The sequence below is a fragment of the Candidatus Uabimicrobium amorphum genome (assembly GCF_009002475.1).
In the GTDB taxonomy this organism is placed as follows: domain Bacteria; phylum Planctomycetota; class Uabimicrobiia; order Uabimicrobiales; family Uabimicrobiaceae; genus Uabimicrobium; species Uabimicrobium amorphum.
Map to the genome: position 1 here is coordinate 1,374,555 of NZ_AP019860.1, position 25,792 is coordinate 1,400,346.

The following is a 25,792-nucleotide window of genomic DNA, read 5'->3' on the forward strand; positions in this document are numbered from 1 at the left end:
CATAAATTATACTAAGACGAATAAGTCTTACTTGCGGAATACTTGCGCATGTGTTAAGTGTTTAACATAGGGGGATACTATGTCGGATTTACCGAAAAGTTTGGTGGAAGAGGTTAAAATAAGCCGTATTCGCCTTGAACCAGACAAGTATCGACATTTTGCACTGGATATAGAGGGAATAGAACGTTTAACGGAAGATATTCGCGAAAAAGGTCTTCTCGTACCTGTTTTACTCTGGCGTAGAGGAGAAGACAACATCTTAATTGGCGGATACCATCGTATTGAATGTGCAAAAAAACTAGGATGGAAAACCATTCCTGCTCGAATAGTTTTTTTTTCAACGCCAGAACAAGCTCTTGAAGCTTCGGTACAAACAAATGCTCAGGACCAATACACTTTTTCAAAACGTAGTTGGTTTGATCGTTTTCGTATAGCGGAAAATGTTTTACGAAACATATACGAGAAAAAAGCGCAGCAAAGGCAAAGGCGAGGAGTCAAGGTAAAGAAAAAGTATCGTGTAGATGAACTTCTTGCGCGAGCCGTGGGACTTTCCTGGTCATATGTGAAGTATGCACAAATGCGTAAGATATACACTTTCATACATGAAAAAGAAATAGATGAATGTGTTGTGAAATGCTTGCGCCAGACGAAAGACCCTAAGATTCAATTGTGGTTAGAGGTTTTTGAGATGCATAAAGCGCAAAAAATTCCACAAAAACACTGGAATGAGTTTGTGAATATTTGTGAAGAAATCGTTGAGGAGGAAAATAGTGAATTACGCGCCAAGCTAGATGGACATCTCAAACATCTAAAAGGCTTACTGCGTAAAAAAAGTCAAGTGATAGAGTCGCAAGCACAACACTCTGCGACATTTCTCCTTACGTGGACAGATGGCAATGCTCACAAGGTTCTCGACGAGCTAAAAAAAACCTGTGCCAAAGCAAATTGGATTGTGAAGGTAGATGGTAGACCAAAACGCGAAAGAGATGTATTTAGTCAAAAAGTGACATTGACTCCTCCGCAAGAAGAATAGAGCTTATACACCTCTTTTGTTACCGAAAAGATCGATATGCATGCGCGGAGTGTAGCGAAAACCATATTCTTTACATACTTCTGTAAGCCATATAGACTTTTCGTAAAGTGCCGCGGCCTGCGTTCCCTCTGGCATTAATACAACGTTTTGGCGTGTAACATTCGTTAATGACTCCAGGAGTTGCAAGATTTCTTGCAGGTCATTCTTCTCACTCACAACAAATTTTAGTTGATAGTCGTACTTTTCTATCCACTTGTTGATTATTTGTGGTTGTAAACGTTGTTTCTCGTGACGCTGAATCCAATCTTCACTCAACCCCTGCGGTTTTGAATTACTCAATTTAGGACTCAGAGAGGCCAAGTCGCAAATGATATCTTCATTAAAAATGGTCGCTGCAGTCTCGATGGTAATATGCTTATTTTCTTGGTGCAGCAAATGTGTTAATGTCGTAATGTCTTTATCCAACAGTGGCTCGCCACCGGTGAGCACTACATGATCACAGGGAAAGGACATCACTTTTTTCAGTACATCTTCCACGTTAATGTGCTGTCCACTAGCATTCCACGACGTATACTTGGTATCGCACCAAGCGCAACGTAAGTTACAACCAGATGTTCTCACAAAAACAGAAGGAACACCGAGTAAAATTCCTTCGCCTTGAACAGTATAAAATATTTCCGAAATCCACATTTTCCTAATCCAATTCGTACTGAGTGGGGTCATTTAAATTCGCTTTTGCGAAAGCTTCTTTTCTCTCGACACAAGTACCGCATTTACCACAATGTAATTCTTTCCCCTTGTAACAAGACCATGTAAGCGCATAATCGACACCTAACAGGTTGCCTTTTTGGGCAATATCTTCTTTGCGATCTTCGATAAACGGACGTATTATCTCTGTTTGCGAATAAGTTCCATTTTTGATAGCATTGGACATTGATTGCATAAAAGATTCACGGCAATCGGGGTAAATAGCATGGTCTCCAGCATGGGCGGCAATGACTAAGTGCTGTGCTTGAATACTTTCCGCATAGCCCGCAGCAATCGCCAGCATGATGCCATTGCGAAAGGGGACGACGGTAAGTTTCATGTTTTCTTCTTCGTAGTGTCCTTCGGGGATATCGCCCCCACTTTTTAGGAGGTTTGATGTAAACAAATCGTTCATAAATTGTAGAGAAATAATGTTGTGTTTTATTCCTAAAAGAGCACAGTGTTTTTGTGCGAAAGGGATTTCTTTATGATTGTGTTTGGCTCCGTAGTCAAAGCTCACCGCCCCTTGCACTTGCAAATTCTCATTTGCCCAATACAAAGCAGTGACAGAATCCATTCCTCCGCTTAGTAGCACAATTGCTTTTTTGTGGCGATTATTTTTTTCCATGTTCTATGTATATCCTGCAAAAAAACCTTGAAAACTTGTAGTCTTTGGATTATACTAACCTCAAAAATAAAAGACATTTTCCTTACAAATCAAGAACAATCAAAGAACAAATTTTCATTGTTGTAGTATAAAACTCTAGCTATAAAATACTACATGATTTTTTTAACTTAAACTTTTAAAAAGAGACCAAAAACAAGGTTTAAGTTACGGCGAAATAGTTAGCGCAAATTATGTTTTATTGATAATTCCGACAGTGATTGGTGTAAAAATGAACATTTGGAAATTACTACCTTTAGCACTCATTTGCATAGCTCTAGTGTATGGTGATGATGAATTGCAATTGACTCCTGAAGAACATCGTGAAAATAGACGAGCTATCGACCTCGGGCTTAATTATTTGCTAAAACATCAAGACGAGGATGGTTCTTTTGCCGGGGCAACCGATAAGAAGTATGCTATCTCCGTAACGAGTTTTGCAGGTTTATCACTAATGGCCGCTGGTAATTTACCACAGCGAGGAAAGCATGGAGTTGCTTTATACAAAGCATTGCAATACATACTCGCTTCTGTTAACAGAAGTGGTTATATTACAACCAACATTGACGAATCAAAAATGCATGGGCATTGCTATGCAGCACTATTTCTAGCCCAAATATGTGGCACATCTAGGGATTATAGTGAGGAGTTAAGTCAAAATACAGCTTATTCTGTAAAAAATGTGCGTAGAGCTTTGGAAAGATCTATCAAAATCATTATTGATTCCCAAACAGCCGAGGGCGGATGGGGATATCTTCCTCACGACAAGGACCATGAAGGTTCGATTACCGTGTGTGCGATTCAAGCACTACGCGCCGCAAGAAATGTGGGAATTCGCGTACCCAAGAAAACTATCGAAAGAGCAATAACTTATATTCGGCGTTCGGCAAATGATGATGGAACTTTTATGTATCGCTTGGGGATGACACAACGAAGAAAAAGTTTCCCTCTGGCAGCCGCCGGCGTTTCGAGTTTAAACGGAACAGGAGAGTATGACTCTCTTGAAATAAAAAGAGGTCTGAAATTCATGATGCAATACTTACCACCTAACGGTAAGAAAGATCAGTTTTACAACCGTTTCTTTTACTACGGACATTTTTATGCTGTTCAGGCAATGTTTCAAGCACCAAGCCATACGGGCTACTGGAAAACATGGTACCCTGCTGTTCGCAAAGAGTTTTTGAGATTGCAAAATAAGAAAAAAGGCTCTTGGGGAGGACGAACTCCCTTTAACACCACCGGTCATAGTGTAATTGGTGAAGTATATGCAACCGCTGTAGCAACATTAATCCTACAAGTACCGTACAGATATTTGCCCATTTTTCAAAAATAACAGGAGTACAACGTGAGCCCAGAATATAGAGCTCCTCGTTCAGGAATGCGCTTGGGAAACTACATCCTAACTGTAAAGTTAGGACAGGGAGTATTTAGTGAAACATGGTTAGCAGAGCATTCATACTTAGAAAGTAAAGAGACATGTCTTAAGATCTTTACAAATGAGAGAATATGTCATCACCTAAGAACTCAAAAATTCTTACCTGTGGTCAAGGCACCCAAGTACTTAGCGCATGTCGAAGATTACGATCCGACCTCTAATCCTGCTTATCTTGCCCAAGAGCTACTGTCGGGAAAAAACTTACGTCAACTACTGCGCGAACGAAAAAAACTTTCCCCACAACTTACGATACGGCTAATCGGTAAAATAGCTTACGCTTTATCTAAACTTCACCAAAAAAATATCGCGCACTTGGACTTAAGGCCTGAACATATCATACTAGAAAAAAGTGGTTATGCGCGTCTAATCGATTATCCTATAGGCAAGGTCATTACACTTACCATTGCGGAGTATTACCGAGAATATTCTGAGAATAGTGTCAAAATTCCTAAACCGATCATGCGCTTACTTGTATACAAATCAAAGAGACAAAGAACAGGTTTTTCGTTTGACCAAAGCGCAGATATATTTTCCTTGGGTATGTTGATTTTTGAAATGGCAACCGGTACATACCCCAGTTTACAAGCAGGTTTTCCTAGTGATATAGATCCCAGCCTTCCCAATAAAATAGACGAATTATATGCTCATTGCTGTGGAAAATCAGATAGTGTATTTCAAGACATTACAGAATTCTTAAAATTTATCAAAGCAGATATTGTTAAACAAGCACCTAAGGCTTTGCCTGGTATTAAACCCACTAGTGAACAAACAGCAATTATCTCTGTTTTCAGCTTAGGAGGCGAAAAAAACTACGTTGATGCAAAAAACCTCAATACGTTATCAAAAAATCTCGATGAAATTACATCGACAAAGTTGCGATTCATTGCCTTTGACTTTGCGAAGATAGATTACTTGAACTCCAGTGCAATAGGTTTCCTCATTAACTTTAGCGACAAAGTTCAAGGAGTAGGCGGTGATATATTTTTGTTCAACGTGGACGAGAAAGTCTTTACAATTTTATCAGCTTTAGGGTTGGAAAACGTTATTACTATTTTGAGTAATGACAAAGACGTAGAAGGACGATTGGCTGAAATTGCAAACAAAAGAAAAAAGGAATAATTTGTGAATGGTTTTAACATGGATGATAAAAATCCTCATGAAACAGATAAAATAAAGATCTTTGATAATGACAATAAAAGCGATTTTCCTCTGCCTGATAGCCCAAAGGATGAATCCGTCACTATCAAAGGACAAAACTTTATTAAAATTTCCCATTCAAAAGAGCGTCTATTTAACATCATCGACAGTACATCCGAAGAAGAGGGTGACATCATATGGCGGCCAGAAGAGAAAGAAGTTGAAAATCATTTATTTTCTCCTACAGATGATGGTTTGGGAAAAACACAGCGCAGAAAAGTACCCACAAGAGGTTCGCGTTCTAGTTCAACAAGGCGAATGAGTAAAAACAAGGTAAAGCGTAAATACCCACTTCATTACTACATAGGCTTTTATGGAAGTATTATATTTGTGATTTTGTTGTTAGGTTTACTGGTGATCTTACGTTACCGAAGTATACAAAACAACAATAACAACAACAATGACAATACAACAGAGAAGTCAAGCGAAGCAAAATTGTGGACCAATGCGGAGAAAAAAGTCTCTAAGGCCTACGTAAACATCAACTATGCAAAAGAACGTTTGCGAAAGCAAGATAAGAACAATGCTCTCATTTATTTTCGCAAATCAGCTGTTCTCTACGATAACGCGATCAAGATGGCAAAACGGTCGATAGATATGCAAATTACTTTGGAAAAAACCAAGAGGGGTTTTACACAAAAACAAGCGGAAAAGTATGTAAACAAAGAGTACAAGTACTACATTGACAAGATAAAAAAGTGGGAAAGTAATTTGGAAAAAGTTACCGACGAGATCATCAGAATAAAGGCGGAATAGTGCGCCTAGATCTTCACAATCATACTTTTGATTATAGAGAACCCAACGATAAATTTTTAAAAAAAGATATCGAAGCGATTTACACAACAAAAATTCTCTATCCTAGTTTAGATGGTATTGCAGTTACAAACTATCACAACGTAGGCAACGCTTTCACTTTAAAAGAAGAGTTCCCGCAATTTATTATTGTCGGTTGTGAATATCGAGTTGTTGAGAAAAATTTTCCTGTGCATGTCGTTTGTTTAAACATAGAAGATAAACACCATCAGAAACTAATGTCCGCTCGTTTAAGAGGAATCTTATATTTTATCTCTCTACTCAAAAATGAGAATATACCCTTTTATTTAACCAGAGTAGCGTGGGGCATTCCTATCAATGACAAAGTTATAGAATGTTTGTATCAATATTTTGACAACTTTTACGCAATAGATGTTGCGAATATCTCTACAGAACGTGAATCTCTTTTTGCGAAAAAAATTGCCTCTTACTACAAACTAGCCAAAGTAGGCGGCTCCGACAACCTGATTGCTCATTACAAGCAAAAAGTCTACACCGAATTTGCCTGCGAAAGCATAGATGAAGCACTACAAGATATGCAAAATGCACGGACAACAGTGGGCACCCTGTACACTCCCGAAACGAAACAACATAAGTCATGGTGGTATATTGGAAAAGAGATTTATCAACAACATATACACAATGCCGCCAACGCACGCCGTTTGTCTCCTGAGTTTGGAAACTTTAGCTCCACATTTGAAAACAAATATTTTTTTGAAATTATTTCTCAAAGTCAGCATGTATATAAGTTAGAAAAACACGAGAAAAAGATCGAAAAGCTCGAGAAGGTCTTTATCGATTATCTACGTTGGAAAAAGACACAGGAAATTTTTAATAGTGACCTTTCCGCAGAGGAAAAGAAAGACTCCTGGGTAAAATGTTTGAAGGAAATCAATAGTAGTTTTGATTTGTAGTTTATGACGAAAAATACATATGATGTTGCGGTTATTGGCGCAGGAATTGTCGGACTTGCCACAGCATATACAATCAATCAGCGTTTCCCACAAAAAAAAATAGTGATACTAGAAAAAGAACATGCTCCTTCTTTGCACCAAACAGGACGAAATAGTGGAGTAATTCACTCAGGTATTTACTATCGGCCAGGCTCATTAAAAGCCCGAACTTGCGTTCTTGGGGTTCAAAAGCTCTACGATTTTTGCAAAACACATGGTGTTGCACATAACCGTATTGGTAAAGTAATTGTCGCAAGTGACAAAGAAGAAGAAATCTATTTACAGCGTTTATATGAGCGCGGTATTGAAAATAACGTGTCAGGCATTGAGATTATCGACAAACCAAAACTACTAGAAATAGAAAAAAACGTCAATGCCACCAAAGGCATATGGGTTCCCATTACTGGCATTGTTGATTATGCAAGTGTATGTGCTAAACTAGCAGAAATTGTAAAAGCACGGGGAGCAAAAATTGTTTTCAAGTGCAATATAAAAGAGATTCACACCGAAGAAAACGCTTGTATACTGAAAACAACGCAAGGAAAAGTAATCAAGAGTCGTTATACTTTCAATTGTGCTGGACTCAACGCCGACTACATCGCGAAACTTTCGGGAGTTACTCCACAAATTCGTTTGATTCCGTTCCGCGGAGAGTACTACAAACTCATTCCCCAACAAAATGACTTAGTACGTGGTTTGATTTACCCAGTTCCTAATCCTCAATTCCCTTTTCTTGGAGTGCACCTAACCAAGATGATTGATGGTAGTGTTGAAATGGGACCAAATGCCGTCTTATCTTTTAAAAAAGAAGGGTATCGCAAAACGTCTTTTTCTACAAAAGACTTCCTCAACATCATCTCATATAAAGGCTTTTGGAAATTTACCTCACGCCACTGGCGCACTGGAATTGCCGAATACCAACGTTCTTTTTTCAAAAGTGCTTTTGTTAAAAGCGTCCGGCGTTTAATGCCTATCATCACAGCAAGAGATATGGTCTACTACAAAGCAGGTGTTCGCGCACAAGCTTTAGATCACAACGGAAACTTAGTGGATGATTTCTGTGTAGAGAAAAGCCACAATGTTTTTCATGTGTTAAATGCCCCTTCTCCAGCAGCAACGGCTTCGTTAGCGATTGCCGAAAGTATTGTCACAATGAGCGATTTGTCGTAGCGATACCTTTAACTATTCCTCAGACCTACGATAAAATTACTGCATTAAGTCCATCGCCAATCCTTTATGAGCTTCCGCAATTGTGTCGCGATTATCGTAATAAAAAACCATATTAATTGAACTGTGCCCACTTACTTTTGCCACCTCGTGATTATGAATTCCCTTCTCTATCAGCATCTCAATTACTGATTTACGGAAACCGTGGGGACTAATTCCCGTTGCTTTTTTTACAATACGATGTGCGTATACACGCCCCATTGCTTGCCTGGTTGACGTTTGGAAAACTTGACCTTTGATTTCATAGAGACAAATAAAGTCCCATAGCGCTTTTTGTATTTGTGTTGGTAAATCTAATTTTCGTGTCTTACCGCGTTTTTGAACAATTGACACACAACCTTCTTCTACCATCTGTGTTGTTATCTGCAAAACTTCCGATATACGTAAACCTGTTGTTGCCAAAGTTGCTGTTAAAACGTATTTGACATGATCGCAAAAACCGAATTTTGTGTACGATTGTAATTTGTCGAGAAGACGTTTTATCTTGTCGAAAGTAAGACTTTTGGTAAGGCTCTTACTTTGTCGCGGTGGCAAATTCATTTTGGCGGGCACGGGATTTTTTTTATAACCGTAAACATCGCACAGATAATTCCAAAAACCACGTAGACAAGAAATGACGACGCGTTTTGTATTTGGTGACGAAAAACTTTTTATAAAAGCCACAATCGTCTTGCGTATGTCAATGTAGTGGATGTGATTTAAATCTTGCAATTTTTCGAAATGTATCTTATTTACATGCCTTATTATATAAGACTTATAGGAAGATATTGTGTTGGGATTACTGTATTTTTCATATATATATTCATCTATAGTCTCATATATACTTTTATTCAATATTCTTAGAAGGTTCTCATCGTTATTTCCTTGTAAAACAATATTCATATAGGTCACCTAATAAAAAATATGTAGTTACATAATTGTTATTATGTAACTATTGTACTTTTGAATAGATGATCTGTCAATTGTTTGCTGAAAAATTTTTGTGGAATGACATTGATCGCGATAGAATAGATGAGATAAATTTTTTATGGAGAGAAAAAATGAAAATGAACAAAAAAATTATTGTCGCGTCATCGTGTGTGATTTTATTTGCCGTTGTTTTTGTATTTTATATTTCGATAAAATTTTCTAAAAAAGATTTACGTATGATTACGTATGAAGTGACAACTTTCAAAAAAATAAAAAATGCACTCGCGAAAAAAAATGACAAGATAGAAAAACTAAAAGGAAAAAATAAAATACCCAGTGTAAAATACGAAACACAAAAAATAAAATACACAACGCAAGACAAAATTTTGATGGAAAAAATAATTGATGTCCTCAACGCTTCTTCGCCCGGAAGAAATCACAAATGTGCTAGCCTTGCAAAAATTACTTTGTACTACGCGAGCAAAAAAATTGTGATTGATTGTTTGTCGGGACACAACAGTGGGTATTATGAATATCGATACAACGGTTGGTTATATAAAATGAACGAAGCAAAATTTTTTGCACTACGCGATGCGATGGAAAAAAATTTTTGACGGGATTAATAGATTAACTTTGCAATTTAATTAGATCGATTTTGTAGAAGGCTTTTTCTGTTGTTTTACTAATTTGACTCCAACTATAAGAGAGTTCATATATGAGCTTCGAAAAAGTATTATATTCTATTGTTGTATAATGGTCTGTTTACTTCGTGTTACAAATGTAAAAATCAACACGATGTGGTTTTTCCTCAGGTGTTATATATCATCTTTATATGTTCATGCCTCTACAACTCAGTAATATATCGAGAAGCTGTTGGAACTTTACTATTAATATATCCTGTTATTTTTATGATAGGAATCGCGTTCATTGCGCTACTTGTTCTTGTATTTTCGGAATTTAAAGCGAAATACCGAAATGCTTTTTTTCGTTTACATCTACTTATTATTATTTTCGATCCGAGTTCGGCATTATTGCCTATCATCTTTTTTGAAATACACTAGTTTTGTAATATAACCGTTTAGGGATCATTGCTAACCACATTGCAGTAAGGTAAATCGTTTCTTATTTTTTCTATTTGCTTTGTACTTAGAAGTGTACCACGTATATTTAAATGCTTTAAGTTTGTTAGGTTTTTCATCGTTGTTGGTAAATCTACAAGTGGGTTTGATTCAAGTTCCAACGAATATAGTTGTTCCATTTGCGTGATACTATCAGGTAGGTGAGTTATATTGTTGGAGTCCAATCTTAAAGATGATAGTTTTTTACATTGGGCTATTTCTTTTGGTAACTCCGATAAACAATTATGTGCTAAGTCGATGTACGAGAGGCTTTGTAGTTGCGAAATTTTTGCAGGTAAATTTTGTAGTTGGTTGTCCTGTAAGTAAAAACTTTTTAGGGAAACTAATTGTCCAAAACTTTTAGGAAGTTCCTCCAACCTGTTAAAAGATAAGTCCAGAATTTCTAAATTTTTGAGATGAAAAATGCAGTGCGGAAAATTTTTAATTGAATTACTCTGCACATGTAAAGATCGCAATGTTTGTAAATTTTTCATTTCATAAGGTAAACCCACCAAACGATTATGCGTCAGGGTCATTTCCTCAATGTTTAATAGATTACCAATGTTGGAAGGCAATTCTCGCAATTGATTTGATGATACGATTAAATATTTCAAATTATGCATGTTGCCTATTTCGTTGGGTAATCGCAGTAATTGATTGTTTGATAAATCCAAATACGTCAATGAATGTAGCTCGCCTAATTCTCTTGGAATTTCTTTAAGTTGATTTGACCCTAAGGTTAGCAAGTCTAGCGACTTTAAATTTTTGAGGGAAGGCGGCAATAATTCTAGTTCATTATTATCCAAATGTAGTGAGGTTAATTTTTTTAAGTTGCCTATTTGCGATGGCAAAGTTTTTAAGTTGTTATAACTCAAATGTAACTCTCTTAAAAAGGGCATTTCAAAAATTGTCTTTGCTATTTCGGTTAAGCGACTTTGCGTTACAGCTAAAAATTCCACTTTTTTTAATGTGGCAATAGAATCTGGCATATGTGTTAGATCTAACTGATGTAGAGATAGGCTTGTTGTTTGTGGAAGTTGCTTTATGATGAGATCTAACTCTTCACCTTCCTTTACGCGACTTTCTTTCCCAAAAGATAAATTTAGTTTATTACTAAAACTACAGTTCGAAAATACAACATTGTCGATATTACGAAAACCGACTTCATCACGAAAATTACAATTGTAGAATTCCGTTTCCCGAAAAGAGATCGGGTTTTTTATGTTGAAAGTACATCCGTAGTATTTCGCTTTCGTATAGATATTTGAGAGTTTTTTTAACTTGAATTCTAGTATTTTCAATTAAATCTCCCCATAACGCAGACCCTGTGTTAAGCAAGGAACAAACGCGAAAGTTTTTCGTAGAAAACGCAAGTTATATGTTTCTCGTTATTTTGTTAAAAACATAAAAAACAAAAATATCATGTTTTGTTATGATTTTATATTAAATATAAATTTAAATTAATTTACATTTATATTATAACTTAATGTTATTTTTGTTTTTTATTTAAACGTTGATTTTCTAGAAATTTCTCATTGCGTAAAGTAGCTCTCTTTTTTCTCCCTCAATATGCTTTAAATGCATATCTACAACAATTGCATCGTGAAAAAATGGTTGAATATGCGTACGTACTTTATCCGCCCATTCGATCACAACAATGTTGGGTGGGTTGAACATCTGTTCACAGCGTAAATCGTCCATTTCTTTGGCATCAAACATGCGATAGGTATCTATGTGATACAAACGCCCTTCGGATTGCGGAAGTTTATGTTCGCGACATAGTATAAATGTAGGCGAGGACACGGCTCCTTCTACATTAAGATGCTTGGATAATGTGCGGGTAAAAAAAGTTTTTCCTGTACCAAGATCGCCTTGCAAAAGAAAAACGATTAAATTTTTCCCGACATATTCATTGATTTTGTCAAAAATTTCTTTTGCAAAATTCTCCGTATCTTTTTCGCAAGAAAGAGTAAGTTGTGAAAAGTTTTTGAAGTCAAAATTGCTGCGGCGCAATACCTTTAAGTCTTCGACTGTCGTATCGGTAACAATACTCGGTTTTCTTTTGGGAAGTTGTCCAGCATCAATGATGAGACCAATGAGACTTTGTTGTTTTTGCGAAGTGTTTTGCAGTATATCGTCTATTTTGTACGGAGTCTTTTTGTAAGACGCATTGGCAGACGTTGCGGTGATTGGTTTACCAAAGCTTTGTGCTATATCGCGTACTAGTTTATAATCGGGTATACGTATTCCCAAAGTTCCATTTGCGGCCTGTACATGATTGGCGACCTTATTTTTTCCACGCGAAATGACGGTGATTGGCCCTGGTAAATATAAGTTGTAGAGATTTATTGCGGTATTGTTTAATTCCACATACTCTTCCGCCATTTCTCGGTGGGGAACAGCGACCGATAGCGCTTTGTCTGCACGTTTACTCTTGTATGCAAGTACTTTGTCCACCGCTTGCTGATTCGTTGCGTCAACCCCCACACCATAGCATGTTTCTGTGGGATAGATCACAATATTACCTGCTTTTAATGTTGCAACAGCTTTTGCAACAACTTCTTCATAATTGTCTTGTAGTTTTATTATATCCATGATTAAAATTCTCGATTTAAAACGATTTGAAATTGCTATTTGCAAAAATTTTATTGCAATACCTGTTTTTTTTCCAGTACAATAAAACGCTGTAAAATTATATTCAATACTAGATTCCAAATATCAAAAAATAGAGCTAAAAAGTATATTTTCACATACTAATATCTTATATGTGAAACCACGATAAAAACCAAAAACAAAATGTATTGTGGCGTGTCATCAATTTTCCAACTCTAGTATAATAGAACGCCTGGAGTCAAAAAATAATAACTTTCTTTGATAGAAATGAGCTATGGAACAAGCATATTTAACACAAGAAGATATTGTATTTCTAGGGACTTTACTGCAACAGTCAAAGTCGAAAAACGTGATCACTGCGTATACTAAAATCTTGATCGAAGCTCGCAAAAATGGCGTAAAAGATAAAGCGCAAAAGGTATTGTGTAATGAAGATTTAAAGCTTTCTCATACTTCAATGAGCACATTTACACTTGCAGGAAATTCGCTCCTGACTGAAGGTGTTATTTCTATCGACAATATTCCACAACATCAACAAGACTACTTTCGTTTGAATAATGATCAAAAGCAAGCTGCCATATTTGGTATGGTTGCGATGAAAGAAGGTATGTTTAATTTACAACAGGTGAATCAAATTCTTGCAAAATGGTCAAAGGAGTACACTCAGACACAATGCCATATTGCAAAATTTGCCGTGGAAAACCGTTTTATCGAGGGCAATGTACTACAAACACTTTTCAAAAAAGCAGGAGAAATAGAAGAAGGTCTCGGGCGAGTCCAGTTTCGCGAGGGTGTCTTACAGGTCGGAGCTAGTGTGCCTAAAAACTTCGGGCGTTACGAAATAGAACAAGAAATTGCCCGTGGTGGAATGGGTATCGTATACAAGGCTTATGACCCATCTTTTCAACGTACAGTTGCTCTTAAAGTATTAATTCGTGGAGAAGGGTCATCGCAACTAGATGTTGCCCGTTTTGAAAGAGAAGCGCGGTCGGTATACAAGATTCAGCATGAACACATCATACCTGTATACGATTTAGGTAGTGAAAATGGCATGCCGTATTTTGCCATGAAATTTGTGAGTGGGCATGGCTTGGATCGTGAGAAAGTCCCTATGCACTATCGCAAGGCGATCAAACTATTAACTCCCATAGCAAACGCACTCCACACAGCTCACCAGACTGGCATTATACACCGTGATATCAAGCCTGCGAATATAATGATTGATAACGAGGGAAAGCCATGGCTAACGGACTTCGGCTTAGCGAAAGACAAAGAGGGAATTCAAGAACTCACCCAGGCAGGAAGTTTTATGGGGACACCCGCCTACATGGCCCCCGAGCAAATAGATCATCCGGAATCGGTAGATGCCAAGTGTGATATATATGCTTTAGGTGTTGTCTTTTATCTTCTGATTGTGGGAAAGCCCCCTTATGATGCAAATACATTTCCGGCACTCTTAAGAAAAATATCGGAAGGAAAAGCCAAGCCCCCACATCTCGTACGCAAAGAAATTCCAGAAGAAATTTCGCGCATTTGTATGCGGGCGATTGCAAAAAAGAAAAAGGATCGTTACTCTAGTGCACAACGTTTTGCCAAAGATTTAGAAAACGCTGCTGGAAAAGCAAAACCTTCCAGGGCTTCGGGCGCCACCTCACGAAGTAGCGTTCCCAAAAAGGCAAGAAAAAAAGCGGGAAGGCGTCGTGGGCAATCAAAAAACACCAATGTGATTATCACCGTTGCCTCTATCTTTGTCATGATACTCTTTTTAGTGATATTTGCGTCATCATCATCGTCATCTTCTGAAGATAATACTTACGAAAATGAATTTGAATACACACAAGAGAACAACCGAAAAAAAGATAAAACACCGAAAAAATGGGAAAACGACGCAGACAAGAATCAAAACACAAATAAACAAGCGAATACAGATAAGAATAAAAACACAAATAAACAAGCGAATACAGACAACAATCAAAACTCCAATAAACAAAATGCCAACAATAATCCTAAAGTCTTGCCAAGAACCAAAATGTCTCCTGCTGAATTAGGACAAAAGTTGCAACAAGTCACCGTTTATGTTCGGCAGAAAAATTATGCTCTTGCCGAAAAATATGTGGATCAAATCTTAAAAGATTTTCCAAAAAATTCACAGGCGAACTATGAGAAAAGTGTCATTTTAGTTCACAAAAAACAATATAGTGAAGCGTTGAAGCATGTAGACATAGCTCTGAATATTCCTTCTCCTCCTGCAGGAGTCATTAGCTACAAAGGCCACATACTGAAAATGCTAAACCGTTTTCAAGAAGCGGCGCAATTTTATACAAAAGCTATCAATAAACGCAAATGCTTTCATTGCTACAACGAGAGAGCTCTTATTTATGCACAACATTTACATGAATATGACAAAGCTTTGGCCGATTTATCTTTAATTATAGATGAAAAACCCAACGATAGAGTATCATTTACCAATGTAGGGCGTGTGTTAGAGCAAATGGGAGATCCCTATAAATCCATTACATTTTTTACGAACCATATAAAAAAATATCCACAAAGTGCACATGCTCATTTTGAACGAGGCTGGGTACATTTGAGTCTTTTAAAGAATTTCGATAAAGCGTTGAAAGATTTTGAAAAGGTAGTAAAAATAAACCCTGGGTATGTGGAAGCGCAGTTTCATATTGGGCAAATTTCTTTGAGAAATGGCGACCATAAAAAAGCGCTAAAGATAGCGAAGGAAGTGTCTAAAAAAGACCCACGTTTCTTTGCTGCTCATGCATTAAAGGGAGATTGTTATATAATTATGAACCAAAAAAAGAGAGCGATAAAAAGCTGGAAAAAGGCGATTGGTTTATTGCAGTTTGCCCCTCCACCAATTCGAGGACAGGTTCGTGCTGATCTTGAAAATAAAATAAGACGTGCGGGGAAATAGAAAAAGTAAAAGTCTTTAGACTTGTTCTAAAGACTTTTCGCATCAAAAGATCGCGGGAGAAGTTCATTTAGGGGTGTAATTTCCACTTTCATTCTTCCACGGATATTCACCATAATAATATCCATATCATTACAAAATTCGTTTAGGACCTGACGACACGCACCACATGGGGTACAAGGTTGAGGAGAGTTTACGACCACAGCTATCGCGCTAAATTTACTCTTTCCCATTGCCACAGCATTAAAAATCGCATTTCTTTCCGCGCAGCAGGTCAAACCAAAAGAAGCATTTTCTACATTACAACCTACATAAACTTCACCATCTTGGCATAAAATAGCCGCTCCAACTTTAAATTTAGAGTACGGAGCATAAGAGTTTTTTCGCACTTCTTTTGCGGCTTCGATTAGATTTTGATATTTTTGTATTTCCATATTAGCATTTCATATTTAGGTTAAATTAGTAAAAAGGGAAAAGATTTATATTCTACAATAAGATATTATGAAAAATCAAGTTATTTAATTTTTTTATAGAACTGTATTTTAGAGAAAAAAATGACCGATAAATTATTTTCACAAGCGTTTTCTCCAGAAGCCTTTACTGATAACACCAACAAAATAGTTCTTATATTGCAGGAACACTTAAAATCCATGCATCGTGCGGACAAAAAAGTGTTAGAAACAACAGATTGGGAGTCGATTCTCGATCGTTGTTCGCAAATGGATCGTCGTTTTACCAATAGCTGGGATACTTTTCTTCGTGAAGTGGTGGAACATTCTCAGCATTTGCACCATCCCCACTACATTGGGCATCAAGTCGCTGTTCCTTTGCCAATGGCCGCCGCCGTTGATCTATTGAGTTCTTTTTTGAATAACAGTACTGCGATTGTTGAGATGGGACCCATGCATACCGCAGTTGAAGTGCGGATTATTGAATGGATGGCAAAAAAAATAGGTTATGGCAATGCCGGTGGGTTCATCACCGCCGGTGGATCTTTAGGTAACTTGATGGCTCTTCTCGCTGCTAGGCAAATCAAGGCGGGTTATGATGTTTGGAATGAAGGAGTGCAAGAACCGTTATCAGTGCTTGTTTCTAGTGAAGCTCATTATTGTGTTAAACGCGCAACGCAAATTATGGGACTAGGACAAGACGGTGCTATTCCCATTGTTAGCAATGAAAAATTTCAAATTACGCGTAAAGCTCTTGAGACTGCCTACCAAGAAGCCCTAAAAAAATATCGAAAGGTGATCGCGGTCGTGGGAAGTTGTTGTAATACAGGACCAGGTACTTTTGAAGATTTACAGATGATCGCTGATTTCTGCGAGGAACATGATTTGTGGTTTCATGTTGATGGTGCCCATGGAGCCCCTGTTGTTTTGTCCAAAAAATACCAACACCTAGCACAGCAAATACACCGCGCCGATTCTGTTGTTTGGGATCTACATAAAATGATGATGATGCCGAGTTTGTGTACGGGTGTTATCTTTCGCGACAAAAGAAACTCTCACTTTGCTCTAAAGCAACACGCACCATACTTATATTCTGAAGATAGTGATGAGCAGGATTGGCACGCCATCAGTCGACGTACCATGGAGTGTACAAAACCCTCTATGGGGCTCAAGGCGTATTTTTGTTTACGTCACTATGGAGAAGAATTTTTTGCAAAGTACATAGAATATACCTTCGAAATGGCACAACATTTGGCAAATTTGATTGAGAAAAATCCTAACTTCACGTTAGCGGTATTTCCCCAAGGCAATATCGTGTGTTTTCGCTTCGTTCCCGAAGAGTTCTCTGGTGATCTCGATCAACTACAACGCGATATTTGCAAAAATGTTATGCAAAGCGGAGTTTTCTATATTGTGAGCACCACCTTAAAAAATAAAGTATACCTTCGTACAACCATCATGAATCCATTTACAAAAGAAGAAACGTTACAAGATTTACTAAGTCACATACAAAAAATAGCTCTTTAAATATTTTTCATAGATAGGAAAATTTATGCGTATATTACTTACAACAATTCTATTGTTTTCTATTGCATATTGTGATGATTGGCTACAATGGCGTGGTTCTGAGGGGAACGGGATATCCACAGAAACAAGTATTATGAATACTTGGCCCGAAGGAGGACTTCAAAAATTGTGGGAGTTTCCACTGGGAGAAGGTCTTTCAGGAGTCTCAGTTTCGGGTACAACGGCCATTACCATGTATGGTGATCCTCCAGGTGGTATTAAGAAAAAGAAACCAACAACACCACAACCGAAAAAGTCATATGGTGGCTATAATTTTGATATCCCTATTCATGAACAAGAGGTCGACAAATACGAATACGTTGTTGCGATAAATATTGAAAAAGGTAAAGTACTTTGGAAAACAAAGATTAACGATCTCTACTACAATCAAATGGGCAACGGTCCACGAGCTACACCAGCAATTGATGGCAACAGGGTCTATACTGTGAGTGGTAAGGGAAATTTGTCTTGCTTAGATCTAAAGAGTGGCAAAATCATTTGGCAAGTGAATATATTTAAACAATTCGCAAGTGATAATTTATTATTTGGAATTTCTTCTTCACCGATTATCTATAAGGAGTGGCTGATCTATCAAGTAGGGAAGGGGAAAAATTCAATAGCAGCTTTCGATAAAAAAACGGGTTCTGTTGCGTGGACAATGTCTGGGCAAGGTCCCTCTTACGCGACACCTGTGGTGGCAAATATCCTTGGGCAATCGCAAATTTTATTTTTTAACCAAGAGGGGATTGTCAGTATAAATCCACAAAAGCAGAGTTATATTTGGCGTTTTCCGTGGAAGACATTCCAACAAATTCATGCCGCGGCTCCTATTGTGTACAAAAATTATGTGTTTATTTCTTCTGGTTATCATACGGGGGCTGGACTTATAAAGCTACAGAAGAGTAATCAGGGTATTCAGCCACAACTTTCGTGGAAAACTCCACGTATGAAGAATCATTTTTCTTCGTCTATTTTGTTAAAAGAGCACATTTATGGTTTCCACAATCGAATATTAAAATGTATGCATGCTGTCACGGGAAAAGAAAAGTGGCAGGCTAGAGGATTTAGCAAGGGATCTATGGTTGCTTTCGGAGACAATCTCATTGTCCTTGGTGAGGATGGACGTTTGGGACTAGTTGCTGCCAACCCAGACAAGTATATATTAAAGCAGCAGTTCAATCCTTTTAACAGAAAGACGACTTGTTGGACAACACCAAGTGTTGCAAATGGGAAACTATTCATACGTGATAAAAAATCGCTAATGTGTTTTTCCTTACGTAAGTAAATACTAGACGACAAGTCGAAAATACAAAAGAGAAAGGCTTTCAATGAAACTATTACTGTGCTTTGTCTTGATCACATTATTTATTCAAGCCGAAAATATCAAGAGTTTATACATTCGCGAATTGACGGTTAGTCAAAAAAAAGAAAATAGCAAAAACTGGGATTTGTTGGGGAAACCTGACATTCAAATGAAGTTTTTTGTGAAGATCAAAGGCGCTTGGCAACAAATATCTAAGAGTAAGGTATTTAAGAATACCCACACTTTAAAAGATAAGATGTTTAAACTAAGTGTAAAAGAAAAACAACAATTGCGTATTGATGTCAGTGATCACGACGCGGTAGACGGAAATGATTTTATTGGAAGCTACGAAGTTACCATTTTTCAGTATCAGGAAGACCAAGTATCTTTTGGTTCAGTTCAAAAATTTAACTTTGTCATCTCTGACCCCGAGGCAAAAAACTACCTTGCGAGTAAAGAAATGGAATCGTGGGAGAAGCGTTTACAGAAAAAGGAGCAAGAACTTCGCTCTCTAGAAAATAGGTTAAATTTCGAAAATTCGCAAGTTGCCAAAACAAACCGCCTTATTAAGCAATTAAAAGAAGACCTCGCGTACTGGAAAAAAGAGTTTGAAAAAAAAGAGATAGAAAAAAACGAGTTACAGCAAAGATATTATATTTTGGAAGAGCGCTTAAAACAACAAAAGCAGTATGTTCCAAAAACGAAGCCACAGGAATTACCTGCATTTGTGCAATTTGATTTGGAAAAAGTGACGAAAGCGCTTGATGAAGTGGAAGAAGCGCTACAAAAAAAATATAAATATTATTTAAAAAGTGCCAGAATTTCAATGGATTCCGCTCAATACTATTTTGATAATGTACAAAAAGCTCACCGAGGTAAGTTTAACGAAAAACAGCCTAAATTTATGAGCATTGTCAATCGCCTGCATCGGTTGAATCAACAATTGAAGAAAGAAGAAAGTTTGCCAAAAGAAAACACAAAAGACCACAGAAAATAGGAGATGATGGTGAATATGGAAAATCAAAAAATTGGTTTTATTGGACTGGGTATTATGGGAGCACAAATGGCCTCTCATCTCCGTAATGCCGGTCACTCTTTACACGTTTACACACGCAGCAAGCCAAAAGCCGCGCATTTAATTTCCATGGGAGCGAAGTGGTGTGATTCTCCAAAAGAAATAGCCCAGGAATGCGATGTTATTTTTACGATTGTCGGTTTTCCCGACGATGTTCGCGAAGTGTATTTGGGAGAAAACGGATTGGTTGCAAACGCAAAGAGCAATAGCATTCTCTGTGATATGACAACAAGCGAACCATCATTGGCAATAGAAATAGCGGAGCAAGCCGCGCAAAGGCAAATCGAAACCCTAGATGCGCCGGTTAGCGGTGGAGATACCGGAGCAAAGAACGCTTCCTTATCTATTATGGTCGGAGGGTATAAGGAAACCTTTGATCGCATACTACCGCTTTTTCAACTAATGGGAAAAAATATCGTGTATCAAGGTAAATCTGGCAGCGGTCAACATTGTAAGATGTGTAACCAAATAGCCATTGCGGGGACAATGATGGGAATGATTGAAGCATTACGTTATGCAAAACAATACGGACTTTGCCAAAAAGAGCTACTCGCATCCATTAGCAAGGGAGCTGCTGGCAGTTGGAGTTTGGACAATCTTGCACCGCGTATCATTGCCAAAGATAGCTCTCCTGGATTTTTGATCAAACATTTTCTTAAAGATATGCAAATCGCAGCCAAAGAATCTCAAAGTATAAATATGAGCGTCCCGGTCTTATCAAAAACGATTGAGTATTACGAAAAAGCCGCTAAGTCAGGTGGAGAAGACATGGGAACACAAGGCCTATATATGCTGTGGGAAGAAAATCCCCATTGGTGATTACTCACTGCTATACATGACATCAGAGCGCAGTACGTATTTTTTTCCTGAAACGACTGTAGTCCCTTCGTGAATAATGGCATGTTTAAAAAATAAGGCCATCCCCGCCTTAGGTTTTATGACAACATCCTCTTGTCCGATTAGCAAAGGGAAAAAGAATTTGGTTTCTCCGCCTTCACAATCGTCGTTTAGATATACCATGAACGTAAAAAAACTGCGCTCACCGTTTTCTCTCTGGTAGTATCCATCGCCGTGAGGAGCAAATCGTTGCCCAGGCTCGTAACGATAAAAACGAAAACGTTCGTTTAGACCTAGAGCATCTCTTCCTTTACATTTTTGAGGGAGAAAAGTCTGTACGCGCTGCCACAACTTATCCGCCATTTTCTCATTATCAAACATGACACGCGTGTTATTGCGAATTCCGGGACTCATAATAGGTCCCGCAGCGGTTGTAATCGGTGCATCCGCAAATCCAATATTTTCCGTGTAATCAATATATTTTTGACATTCCTCTGGTGATAAAACATCCGTAACTGTAAATATATCTTCCGTAAATTCGGTTTTTTGCATGACGTTTCTTTCTAAAAAAAACATACCAATTTATTATTTGTTTTGCTATGATGACCCGCCCGATAGTTTACTTCAAACAATTATACCATAGAATTAGATGACAAAGAGGAAGAAATGTTAGAAGAGTTTATTGGTTATGCTGCGTCTATACTAGTCGCTGTTTCTTTGATGATGAGTTCTATTTTAAAACTACGTATTATTAATTTAGTTGGGGCGATAACCTTTGTGGTTTATGGCTTAATGCTACCGGCATACCCCGTCGCTTTTGTCAATTTCTTAATCGTGTGCATCAATGTCTACTATCTTGTGCAAGTTTTATTTGCGAAAGAATATTTTTACATTCTCAACACCACATATACGGAGCAATACACTCAACATTTTCTAAATTTTCACTCCGAAGACATCCAAAAATTCTATCCGCAACTTTCTTTAGACAAGGAAAAAGATTACCTTAGTTTCTTTGTATTGCGCAATACTGTACCAGCAGGGCTCATTTTGTTAGAGGAACACCAAGACAGACTACACGTTATTCTCGATTATGTCGTACCGCAATACCGTGATTTCAAGATAGGACATTTTTTTTACAACAAAAATTGTTTTACAAAAGAGCTGATTACTTCCTCATGCCAAGGAGATTGGCATCAAATTTATCTAGAAAAAATGGGTTTTAACAAAGAAGATGATCTATACGTTTTGCATTTAAACTCTGGGGATTGATTTGAGACTTCCCTTAGTACTTAACAAGTTTGACTTTAAAAATTCGAAGAATCTTTTGACGGTTTTCATAATTTTTAGCCTCTCTCAAATTCAAGAGCTTGTTGTTTAACATTTTCTTCGTTTCTCTATTTTTAATTAAATAATCACTTCTTAGCGCTTCAGGCATTGAAAAATAAAAGTAATTGAATAAGAAACTTTCTCTTTCATTTATATTAAAAGCTAAGAATGAAAAATTGTTAATAATTTGTGTCTTGTTGTAATTTGAGAAGTCCAGTTTCCAATCTTTAGCTTGCATTTTCTCCATGTTAAGAGACCCAGATTTTTTTGTATATATACGATTTAAAAGTTCAGGTGAAATTTTAGGGTAGTCATTAACAAAAGAAGTCATTTTTCTATACCATTCAAACCAAGATTCAAGATAGATAGAATTGCTATTATTCATTTCTAAAGCTTTTTCCAAAAAAAACTTCCATTGAAAAAGATAATCGGCCCGGTTTGTCGGATTTCTGTCTTCTCGTCGAAGTTCCTGATACGCTTTAGCCAAAAGGTAGTAATGTTTAGAAGTACTAAAATTGTTATTGACTAGAGATTTCAAAAAATTTATGTTTTCTTTTAAGAAGGCAACTTTGTCTTTTCTCCGAAAAATATTTCCTGGATTTACATATCGAAAATAAGCCAAAAGAAGACTTTTTTCACGCGATCTAGTCAACTGGTACCTTGTTTTTCTATTAATGAATAACTTTACTAAATCTTGATCTCTTTTAACACTTTCATCATCTATTTGGAGTGCACAAAGGTTAGATAAAAATTTTTTTTCACAAAAAGGATGCAGAGAATGTTCTATTCCAGCCTTTTTGTACAAAAAATAAAATTTTTGTAATTCTTGGCTTGCAAAGCTACCTCTATTCTTTTTCAAAACATTGTCAAATAATTCGAAAAGTTTGCTAACTAAAAACCTATTATCATGTAATAAAACACTGTTATCACCTCGTAAAAAAGGCGATTTAAGTGTAGATGCTAACATTTTGCTCATAAACGTGTAGATATTTTTTTTATCTACTTTTTTGTACCATTGCGAATCAATATTATAAAGAAAAAGAATTTCCTCACTCATTTTTTCTACAGAAATGTATTTTTTCGAGTTGATACTTAAAACCTTTTCCTTATAAATATTTCTTAGGTTATTTAAGTCATCTTGTAATATCTTTACTTGATTATCTTTTTGATTTTTTTCTTTATAAATATTGTTGATTTCAAGTAAGAAAAATATACATAAAATAGTGCTAAAAGATGAATATAGAATAAAGTAAGATTTTGATTTATTTACCTGAGAAACTTTTTTTAATTTGTTTCTATTCTTTGGTTTAGCCAAATTACTTTTCGAAACTATCTTATCAAGCATTGTCAACATTTTTTGTGTAGATTCGATTCTTTCTTTAGGATTTTTTTTTAACGCTTTATCTATTAAATCTGAAATAGCCGAGGTGACTGAATTATTTTCCTGGAGTATGGAAGTCAAAGCAGGTGGGTTATAGTTGTAAACTTTATCTATACTTTGTACTATACCACCAGCATAAAAAGGTGAATATTTTTGCCACGAAAAAAATTGATAGAATATAATTCCTAAAGAAAAAACATCTATATTATTCACCGAATTTTCGCCGTCGATTTGTTCTGGACTAACATAGCATGGGGTACCAATAATACTTCCTGTGTTTGTTATTGTTGGAAGTTCTCCGTTTGTGGACCTTGCAATTCCAAGATCTAAAATTTTAGGTGTTAGATTTCTTTGCAAGATAATGTTTTCTGGCTTTAAGTCTCTATGTATAATTCCATTATTGTTCAAAGCGACAACAGCACTACAAATATCTCTTACAATTTGTAGTTGTTGGCTAAAACTAATAGACCATGAATTATTGCTAATAAAGTCTTTTAGAGATATACCCTCAACATATTCCATAACAATAAAATACTTTTTATTAACTTTGAAAAGATTTTGTCCTTTTACAATACAAGGGTGATCTATACTAGTCATAAATTGATATTCGCGTTTTATACGCTCTTGTAAATCCAGATCTTCATTAGCATTACATTCTTTAATTGCAACTTGTGTATTTGTTTTTGTGTCCAGCGCAAGATAAACAGTGCCCATTCCTCCTCTACCAATTTCCTGTTTTAATTGATAACGATTTTTTAAGAGAGTTTGCATTATTTACCCTTTCTACATTACTACTAGACAAGACAATTTTATAACATATAGAAGGCTTTATATCGCAAAACAACACAAAGCCTTCTACACTCACAATTACTCGTTATATTGGAAATAATTATCCCAAATATAATCCAATTTCTTACATGCCTCTTCTACGGCAATCGCTTGATAAATAGTCTTTCCTTCTATTTCGCTTGTTGTGCAAAGTTCTAATTCCACAAGTTTACGCAATGCGTCGTCTATCTCAAAATCGATACGCGTTTTGTGTTTTGTTTCGAACCATTTTTCAATGGAATCATCTATTTGTTCTTCTGTTAGTCCTTGCGGATTTTGTAGTAAAAAGAAGTAGCTTAAGATCACTTCTTTGCATTCTTCCTCTTCTGCCGAATCGACCAAGTGATGAAAAACTCCGGCATTGTTGTCTAGGTTCTTGAAATACAGATTTTCCGACAGGGTTTTCATAAACTCTATTTTTCGCGAACGATACTTCACCCATTGACGCCAAGCATAGGCGAAAATACCAATTAACGCTGTTCCTCCAGCGATCAAAATGGCCGCTTGTTGTGAGTCTATTTCGGATAAGTTTCCTGTTGTCAACAATATATACATGATCGTAAAGATAATCGGCAAAGCGTAAAGAACAGATCCCCCTTTTGCCAATACGACAAACAAACCACCAAGGACAGCAGGAACTCCTAAGAAAAGTTTGTCTTTCAAACGCATGCGTACTTTGGTGTTGGGGAAAAGCATCTCCATATCCGCCTTGGGAATGTTACGGAACAGTTTTACTACCATGGTTCCTGGTGTAAACATGATGCCGTCTCTATCCTCTTTTGCAATGTGTTTTTCTTCGCGGAATTTTATTAACATTGCTATGCGTTTGTATGTGGGAACTTCGATGGTTTTTTTCTTAAAATTCCAGGTGCGAATGACCACTTTGTTGGTAACATCACCACGGCAAAATAGTAAACATTTATCGAACTGAGCAAAGTCTACAAAGAGACTTATCTTGAAAAGAGATTCCCTAACAAGAGCTTCGTGCAGTTCCTCTTCTGAAATCTGTCGATAATTGGCATTGTTTAAAATTTCACTAAAAACTTCTTCTAGCTCGTCTTCGGACTGCTTTAGCTCTTCAGGAGTATATTTACGGAATTTTCTGGTGTCGATGTCGGGATTAAAGGGATAATAACATTGCTTCATTTTTTCTAACTTTTCGTGAAACTTGAAGTGATATACACTTTCAAGGATACGGCAAAATCTTTTAAAATCTCTTTGACTTTCTACCGTTAAGTCTTTAGATATCATATTGACTAATTCGAATTTTTGATAAGGAATAAACCTTTCTCGATCATCGTATACCGCCATGTTATACCTCTCATAAATGTTGTAAAAAACAGTTTGTACTGGCATGCTGTATTTATGGACATGCCGTGTTTACACAGGTAT

At 36.8% G+C, this 25,792-nt stretch carries 22 protein-coding genes; 13 read left to right on the top strand and 9 right to left on the bottom strand.

The features are described from left to right. Positions 1-79 precede the first annotated feature (79 nt). The gene (locus tag UABAM_RS04735; RefSeq protein ID WP_151966851.1) at positions 80-1,033 is read left to right on the top strand and encodes a ParB/RepB/Spo0J family partition protein; all 954 of its coding nucleotides are present in this window, start codon (positions 80-82) and stop codon (positions 1,031-1,033) included. A gap of 3 nt (positions 1,034-1,036) precedes the next feature. Here UABAM_RS04735 and UABAM_RS04740 read toward each other — a convergent pair whose 3' ends face one another. Then, positions 1,037-1,723, bottom strand: coding sequence for a 7-carboxy-7-deazaguanine synthase QueE (locus UABAM_RS04740; protein ID WP_151966852.1), 687 nt, complete (start codon positions 1,721-1,723; stop codon positions 1,037-1,039). Between the two features lie 4 nt (positions 1,724-1,727). Continuing rightward, positions 1,728-2,408, bottom strand: a complete 681-nt coding sequence (queC, locus tag UABAM_RS04745) for a 7-cyano-7-deazaguanine synthase QueC (RefSeq protein ID WP_151966853.1) — start codon at positions 2,406-2,408, stop codon at positions 1,728-1,730. Positions 2,409-2,676: 268 nt separating this feature from the next. On the opposite strand from queC, the gene UABAM_RS04750 reads away from it, so the two are divergent. The 5 genes from UABAM_RS04750 to lhgO are packed head-to-tail and all read left to right on the top strand — an operon-like array spanning position 2,677 to position 8,012. Beyond that, complete coding sequence (locus UABAM_RS04750) at positions 2,677-3,777, top strand: prenyltransferase/squalene oxidase repeat-containing protein (RefSeq protein ID WP_151966854.1); 1,101 nt, start codon at positions 2,677-2,679, stop codon at positions 3,775-3,777. 12 nt (positions 3,778-3,789) lie between these two features. Further along, positions 3,790-4,998 (top strand): protein kinase domain-containing protein, encoded by a 1,209-nt coding sequence (locus tag UABAM_RS04755; protein WP_151966855.1) that lies wholly within the window; start codon positions 3,790-3,792, stop codon positions 4,996-4,998. 3 nt (positions 4,999-5,001) lie between these two features. Continuing rightward, positions 5,002-5,832 (top strand): hypothetical protein, encoded by an 831-nt coding sequence (locus tag UABAM_RS04760; protein WP_151966856.1) that lies wholly within the window; start codon positions 5,002-5,004, stop codon positions 5,830-5,832. Then, a complete protein-coding gene (locus UABAM_RS04765; RefSeq protein ID WP_151966857.1) occupies positions 5,832-6,803 on the top strand; it encodes a hypothetical protein in 972 nt (323 codons plus the stop codon). The genes UABAM_RS04760 and UABAM_RS04765 overlap by 1 nt, the downstream gene beginning before the upstream one ends. A 3-nt stretch (positions 6,804-6,806) precedes the next feature. Next, positions 6,807-8,012: an L-2-hydroxyglutarate oxidase gene (gene lhgO, locus UABAM_RS04770; protein WP_151966858.1), complete on the top strand. Its 1,206-nt coding sequence runs from the start codon at positions 6,807-6,809 to the stop codon at positions 8,010-8,012. Between the two features lie 36 nt (positions 8,013-8,048). Here the strand turns inward: lhgO and UABAM_RS04775 are convergent, their stop codons facing one another. Next, positions 8,049-8,951, bottom strand: a complete 903-nt coding sequence (locus UABAM_RS04775) for a tyrosine-type recombinase/integrase (RefSeq protein WP_151966859.1) — start codon at positions 8,949-8,951, stop codon at positions 8,049-8,051. 158 nt (positions 8,952-9,109) lie between these two features. Here UABAM_RS04775 and UABAM_RS04780 point away from each other — a divergent pair, with 158 nt between their 5' ends. Next, positions 9,110-9,592: a hypothetical protein gene (locus UABAM_RS04780; protein WP_151966860.1), complete on the top strand. Its 483-nt coding sequence runs from the start codon at positions 9,110-9,112 to the stop codon at positions 9,590-9,592. Between the two features lie 464 nt (positions 9,593-10,056). Here UABAM_RS04780 and UABAM_RS04785 read toward each other — a convergent pair whose 3' ends face one another. Together UABAM_RS04785 and UABAM_RS04790 are read right to left on the bottom strand one after the other, a co-directional pair. After that, a complete protein-coding gene (locus UABAM_RS04785; protein ID WP_151966861.1) occupies positions 10,057-11,397 on the bottom strand; it encodes a leucine-rich repeat domain-containing protein in 1,341 nt (446 codons plus the stop codon). A 220-nt stretch (positions 11,398-11,617) separates the two neighbouring features. Continuing rightward, the gene (locus UABAM_RS04790) at positions 11,618-12,691 is read right to left on the bottom strand and encodes an L-threonylcarbamoyladenylate synthase (RefSeq protein ID WP_151966862.1); all 1,074 of its coding nucleotides are present in this window, start codon (positions 12,689-12,691) and stop codon (positions 11,618-11,620) included. A gap of 292 nt (positions 12,692-12,983) precedes the next feature. On the opposite strand from UABAM_RS04790, the gene UABAM_RS04795 reads away from it, so the two are divergent. Continuing rightward, the gene (locus UABAM_RS04795) at positions 12,984-15,638 is read left to right on the top strand and encodes a serine/threonine-protein kinase (RefSeq protein WP_151966863.1); all 2,655 of its coding nucleotides are present in this window, start codon (positions 12,984-12,986) and stop codon (positions 15,636-15,638) included. A 26-nt stretch (positions 15,639-15,664) separates the two neighbouring features. On the opposite strand, the gene cdd is transcribed toward UABAM_RS04795, so the two are convergent. Next, the gene (cdd, locus tag UABAM_RS04800; RefSeq protein ID WP_151966864.1) at positions 15,665-16,069 is read right to left on the bottom strand and encodes a cytidine deaminase; all 405 of its coding nucleotides are present in this window, start codon (positions 16,067-16,069) and stop codon (positions 15,665-15,667) included. 120 nt (positions 16,070-16,189) lie between these two features. On the opposite strand from cdd, the gene UABAM_RS04805 reads away from it, so the two are divergent. The 4 genes from UABAM_RS04805 to UABAM_RS04820 are packed head-to-tail and all read left to right on the top strand — an operon-like array spanning position 16,190 to position 20,847. Then, on the top strand, positions 16,190-17,611 hold the full coding sequence (locus tag UABAM_RS04805; RefSeq protein ID WP_151966865.1) for a pyridoxal phosphate-dependent decarboxylase family protein: 1,422 nt from the start codon (positions 16,190-16,192) through the stop codon (positions 17,609-17,611). 25 nt (positions 17,612-17,636) lie between these two features. Continuing rightward, positions 17,637-18,935 carry a PQQ-binding-like beta-propeller repeat protein gene (locus UABAM_RS04810; protein WP_151966866.1) on the top strand — a complete coding sequence of 433 codons (1,299 nt, stop codon included), beginning with the start codon at positions 17,637-17,639 and terminating at the stop codon, positions 18,933-18,935. A 43-nt stretch (positions 18,936-18,978) separates the two neighbouring features. Beyond that, positions 18,979-19,950 (top strand): C2 domain-containing protein, encoded by a 972-nt coding sequence (locus UABAM_RS04815; RefSeq protein WP_151966867.1) that lies wholly within the window; start codon positions 18,979-18,981, stop codon positions 19,948-19,950. Between the two features lie 15 nt (positions 19,951-19,965). Next, positions 19,966-20,847: an NAD(P)-dependent oxidoreductase gene (locus UABAM_RS04820; protein WP_261343965.1), complete on the top strand. Its 882-nt coding sequence runs from the start codon at positions 19,966-19,968 to the stop codon at positions 20,845-20,847. Here the strand turns inward: UABAM_RS04820 and UABAM_RS04825 are convergent, their stop codons facing one another. Beyond that, entirely contained in the window at positions 20,848-21,417 is a 570-nt protein-coding gene (locus tag UABAM_RS04825; RefSeq protein ID WP_151966868.1) for a prolyl hydroxylase family protein, read from the bottom strand. A gap of 114 nt (positions 21,418-21,531) precedes the next feature. Between UABAM_RS04825 and UABAM_RS04830 the strand changes: the two genes are divergently transcribed. After that, entirely contained in the window at positions 21,532-22,134 is a 603-nt protein-coding gene (locus tag UABAM_RS04830) for a hypothetical protein (protein WP_151966869.1), read from the top strand. A 13-nt stretch (positions 22,135-22,147) separates the two neighbouring features. Here the strand turns inward: UABAM_RS04830 and UABAM_RS04835 are convergent, their stop codons facing one another. Together UABAM_RS04835 and UABAM_RS04840 are read right to left on the bottom strand one after the other, a co-directional pair. Next, positions 22,148-24,343: a serine/threonine-protein kinase gene (locus UABAM_RS04835; RefSeq protein ID WP_151966870.1), complete on the bottom strand. Its 2,196-nt coding sequence runs from the start codon at positions 24,341-24,343 to the stop codon at positions 22,148-22,150. A 96-nt stretch (positions 24,344-24,439) separates the two neighbouring features. Next, a complete protein-coding gene (locus UABAM_RS04840; RefSeq protein ID WP_173013138.1) occupies positions 24,440-25,711 on the bottom strand; it encodes a TMEM143 family protein in 1,272 nt (423 codons plus the stop codon). Between the last annotated feature and the right edge of the window lie 81 nt (positions 25,712-25,792).

Excerpts from the sequence above, each read along its gene's own strand:
- cdd (WP_151966864.1), bottom strand. The coding sequence starts at position 16,069 with ATGGAAATACAAAAATATCAAAATCTAATCGAAGCCGCAAAAGAAGTG.
- queC (WP_151966853.1), bottom strand. The coding sequence starts at position 2,408 with ATGGAAAAAAATAATCGCCACAAAAAAGCAATTGTGCTACTAAGCGGA.
- UABAM_RS04790 (WP_151966862.1), bottom strand. The coding sequence starts at position 12,691 with ATGGATATAATAAAACTACAAGACAATTATGAAGAAGTTGTTGCAAAA.
- UABAM_RS04735 (WP_151966851.1), top strand. The coding sequence starts at position 80 with ATGTCGGATTTACCGAAAAGTTTGGTGGAAGAGGTTAAAATAAGCCGT.
- UABAM_RS04775 (WP_151966859.1), bottom strand. The coding sequence starts at position 8,951 with ATGAATATTGTTTTACAAGGAAATAACGATGAGAACCTTCTAAGAATA.
- UABAM_RS04805 (WP_151966865.1), top strand. The coding sequence starts at position 16,190 with ATGACCGATAAATTATTTTCACAAGCGTTTTCTCCAGAAGCCTTTACT.
- UABAM_RS04780 (WP_151966860.1), top strand. The coding sequence starts at position 9,110 with ATGAAAATGAACAAAAAAATTATTGTCGCGTCATCGTGTGTGATTTTA.
- UABAM_RS04820 (WP_261343965.1), top strand. The coding sequence starts at position 19,966 with ATGGAAAATCAAAAAATTGGTTTTATTGGACTGGGTATTATGGGAGCA.
- UABAM_RS04830 (WP_151966869.1), top strand. The coding sequence starts at position 21,532 with ATGTTAGAAGAGTTTATTGGTTATGCTGCGTCTATACTAGTCGCTGTT.
- lhgO (WP_151966858.1), top strand. The coding sequence starts at position 6,807 with ATGACGAAAAATACATATGATGTTGCGGTTATTGGCGCAGGAATTGTC.
- UABAM_RS04750 (WP_151966854.1), top strand. The coding sequence starts at position 2,677 with ATGAACATTTGGAAATTACTACCTTTAGCACTCATTTGCATAGCTCTA.
- UABAM_RS04815 (WP_151966867.1), top strand. The coding sequence starts at position 18,979 with ATGAAACTATTACTGTGCTTTGTCTTGATCACATTATTTATTCAAGCC.
- UABAM_RS04810 (WP_151966866.1), top strand. The coding sequence starts at position 17,637 with ATGCGTATATTACTTACAACAATTCTATTGTTTTCTATTGCATATTGT.
- UABAM_RS04795 (WP_151966863.1), top strand. The coding sequence starts at position 12,984 with ATGGAACAAGCATATTTAACACAAGAAGATATTGTATTTCTAGGGACT.
- UABAM_RS04840 (WP_173013138.1), bottom strand. The coding sequence starts at position 25,711 with ATGGCGGTATACGATGATCGAGAAAGGTTTATTCCTTATCAAAAATTC.
- UABAM_RS04835 (WP_151966870.1), bottom strand. The coding sequence starts at position 24,343 with ATGCAAACTCTCTTAAAAAATCGTTATCAATTAAAACAGGAAATTGGT.
- UABAM_RS04825 (WP_151966868.1), bottom strand. The coding sequence starts at position 21,417 with ATGCAAAAAACCGAATTTACGGAAGATATATTTACAGTTACGGATGTT.
- UABAM_RS04740 (WP_151966852.1), bottom strand. The coding sequence starts at position 1,723 with ATGTGGATTTCGGAAATATTTTATACTGTTCAAGGCGAAGGAATTTTA.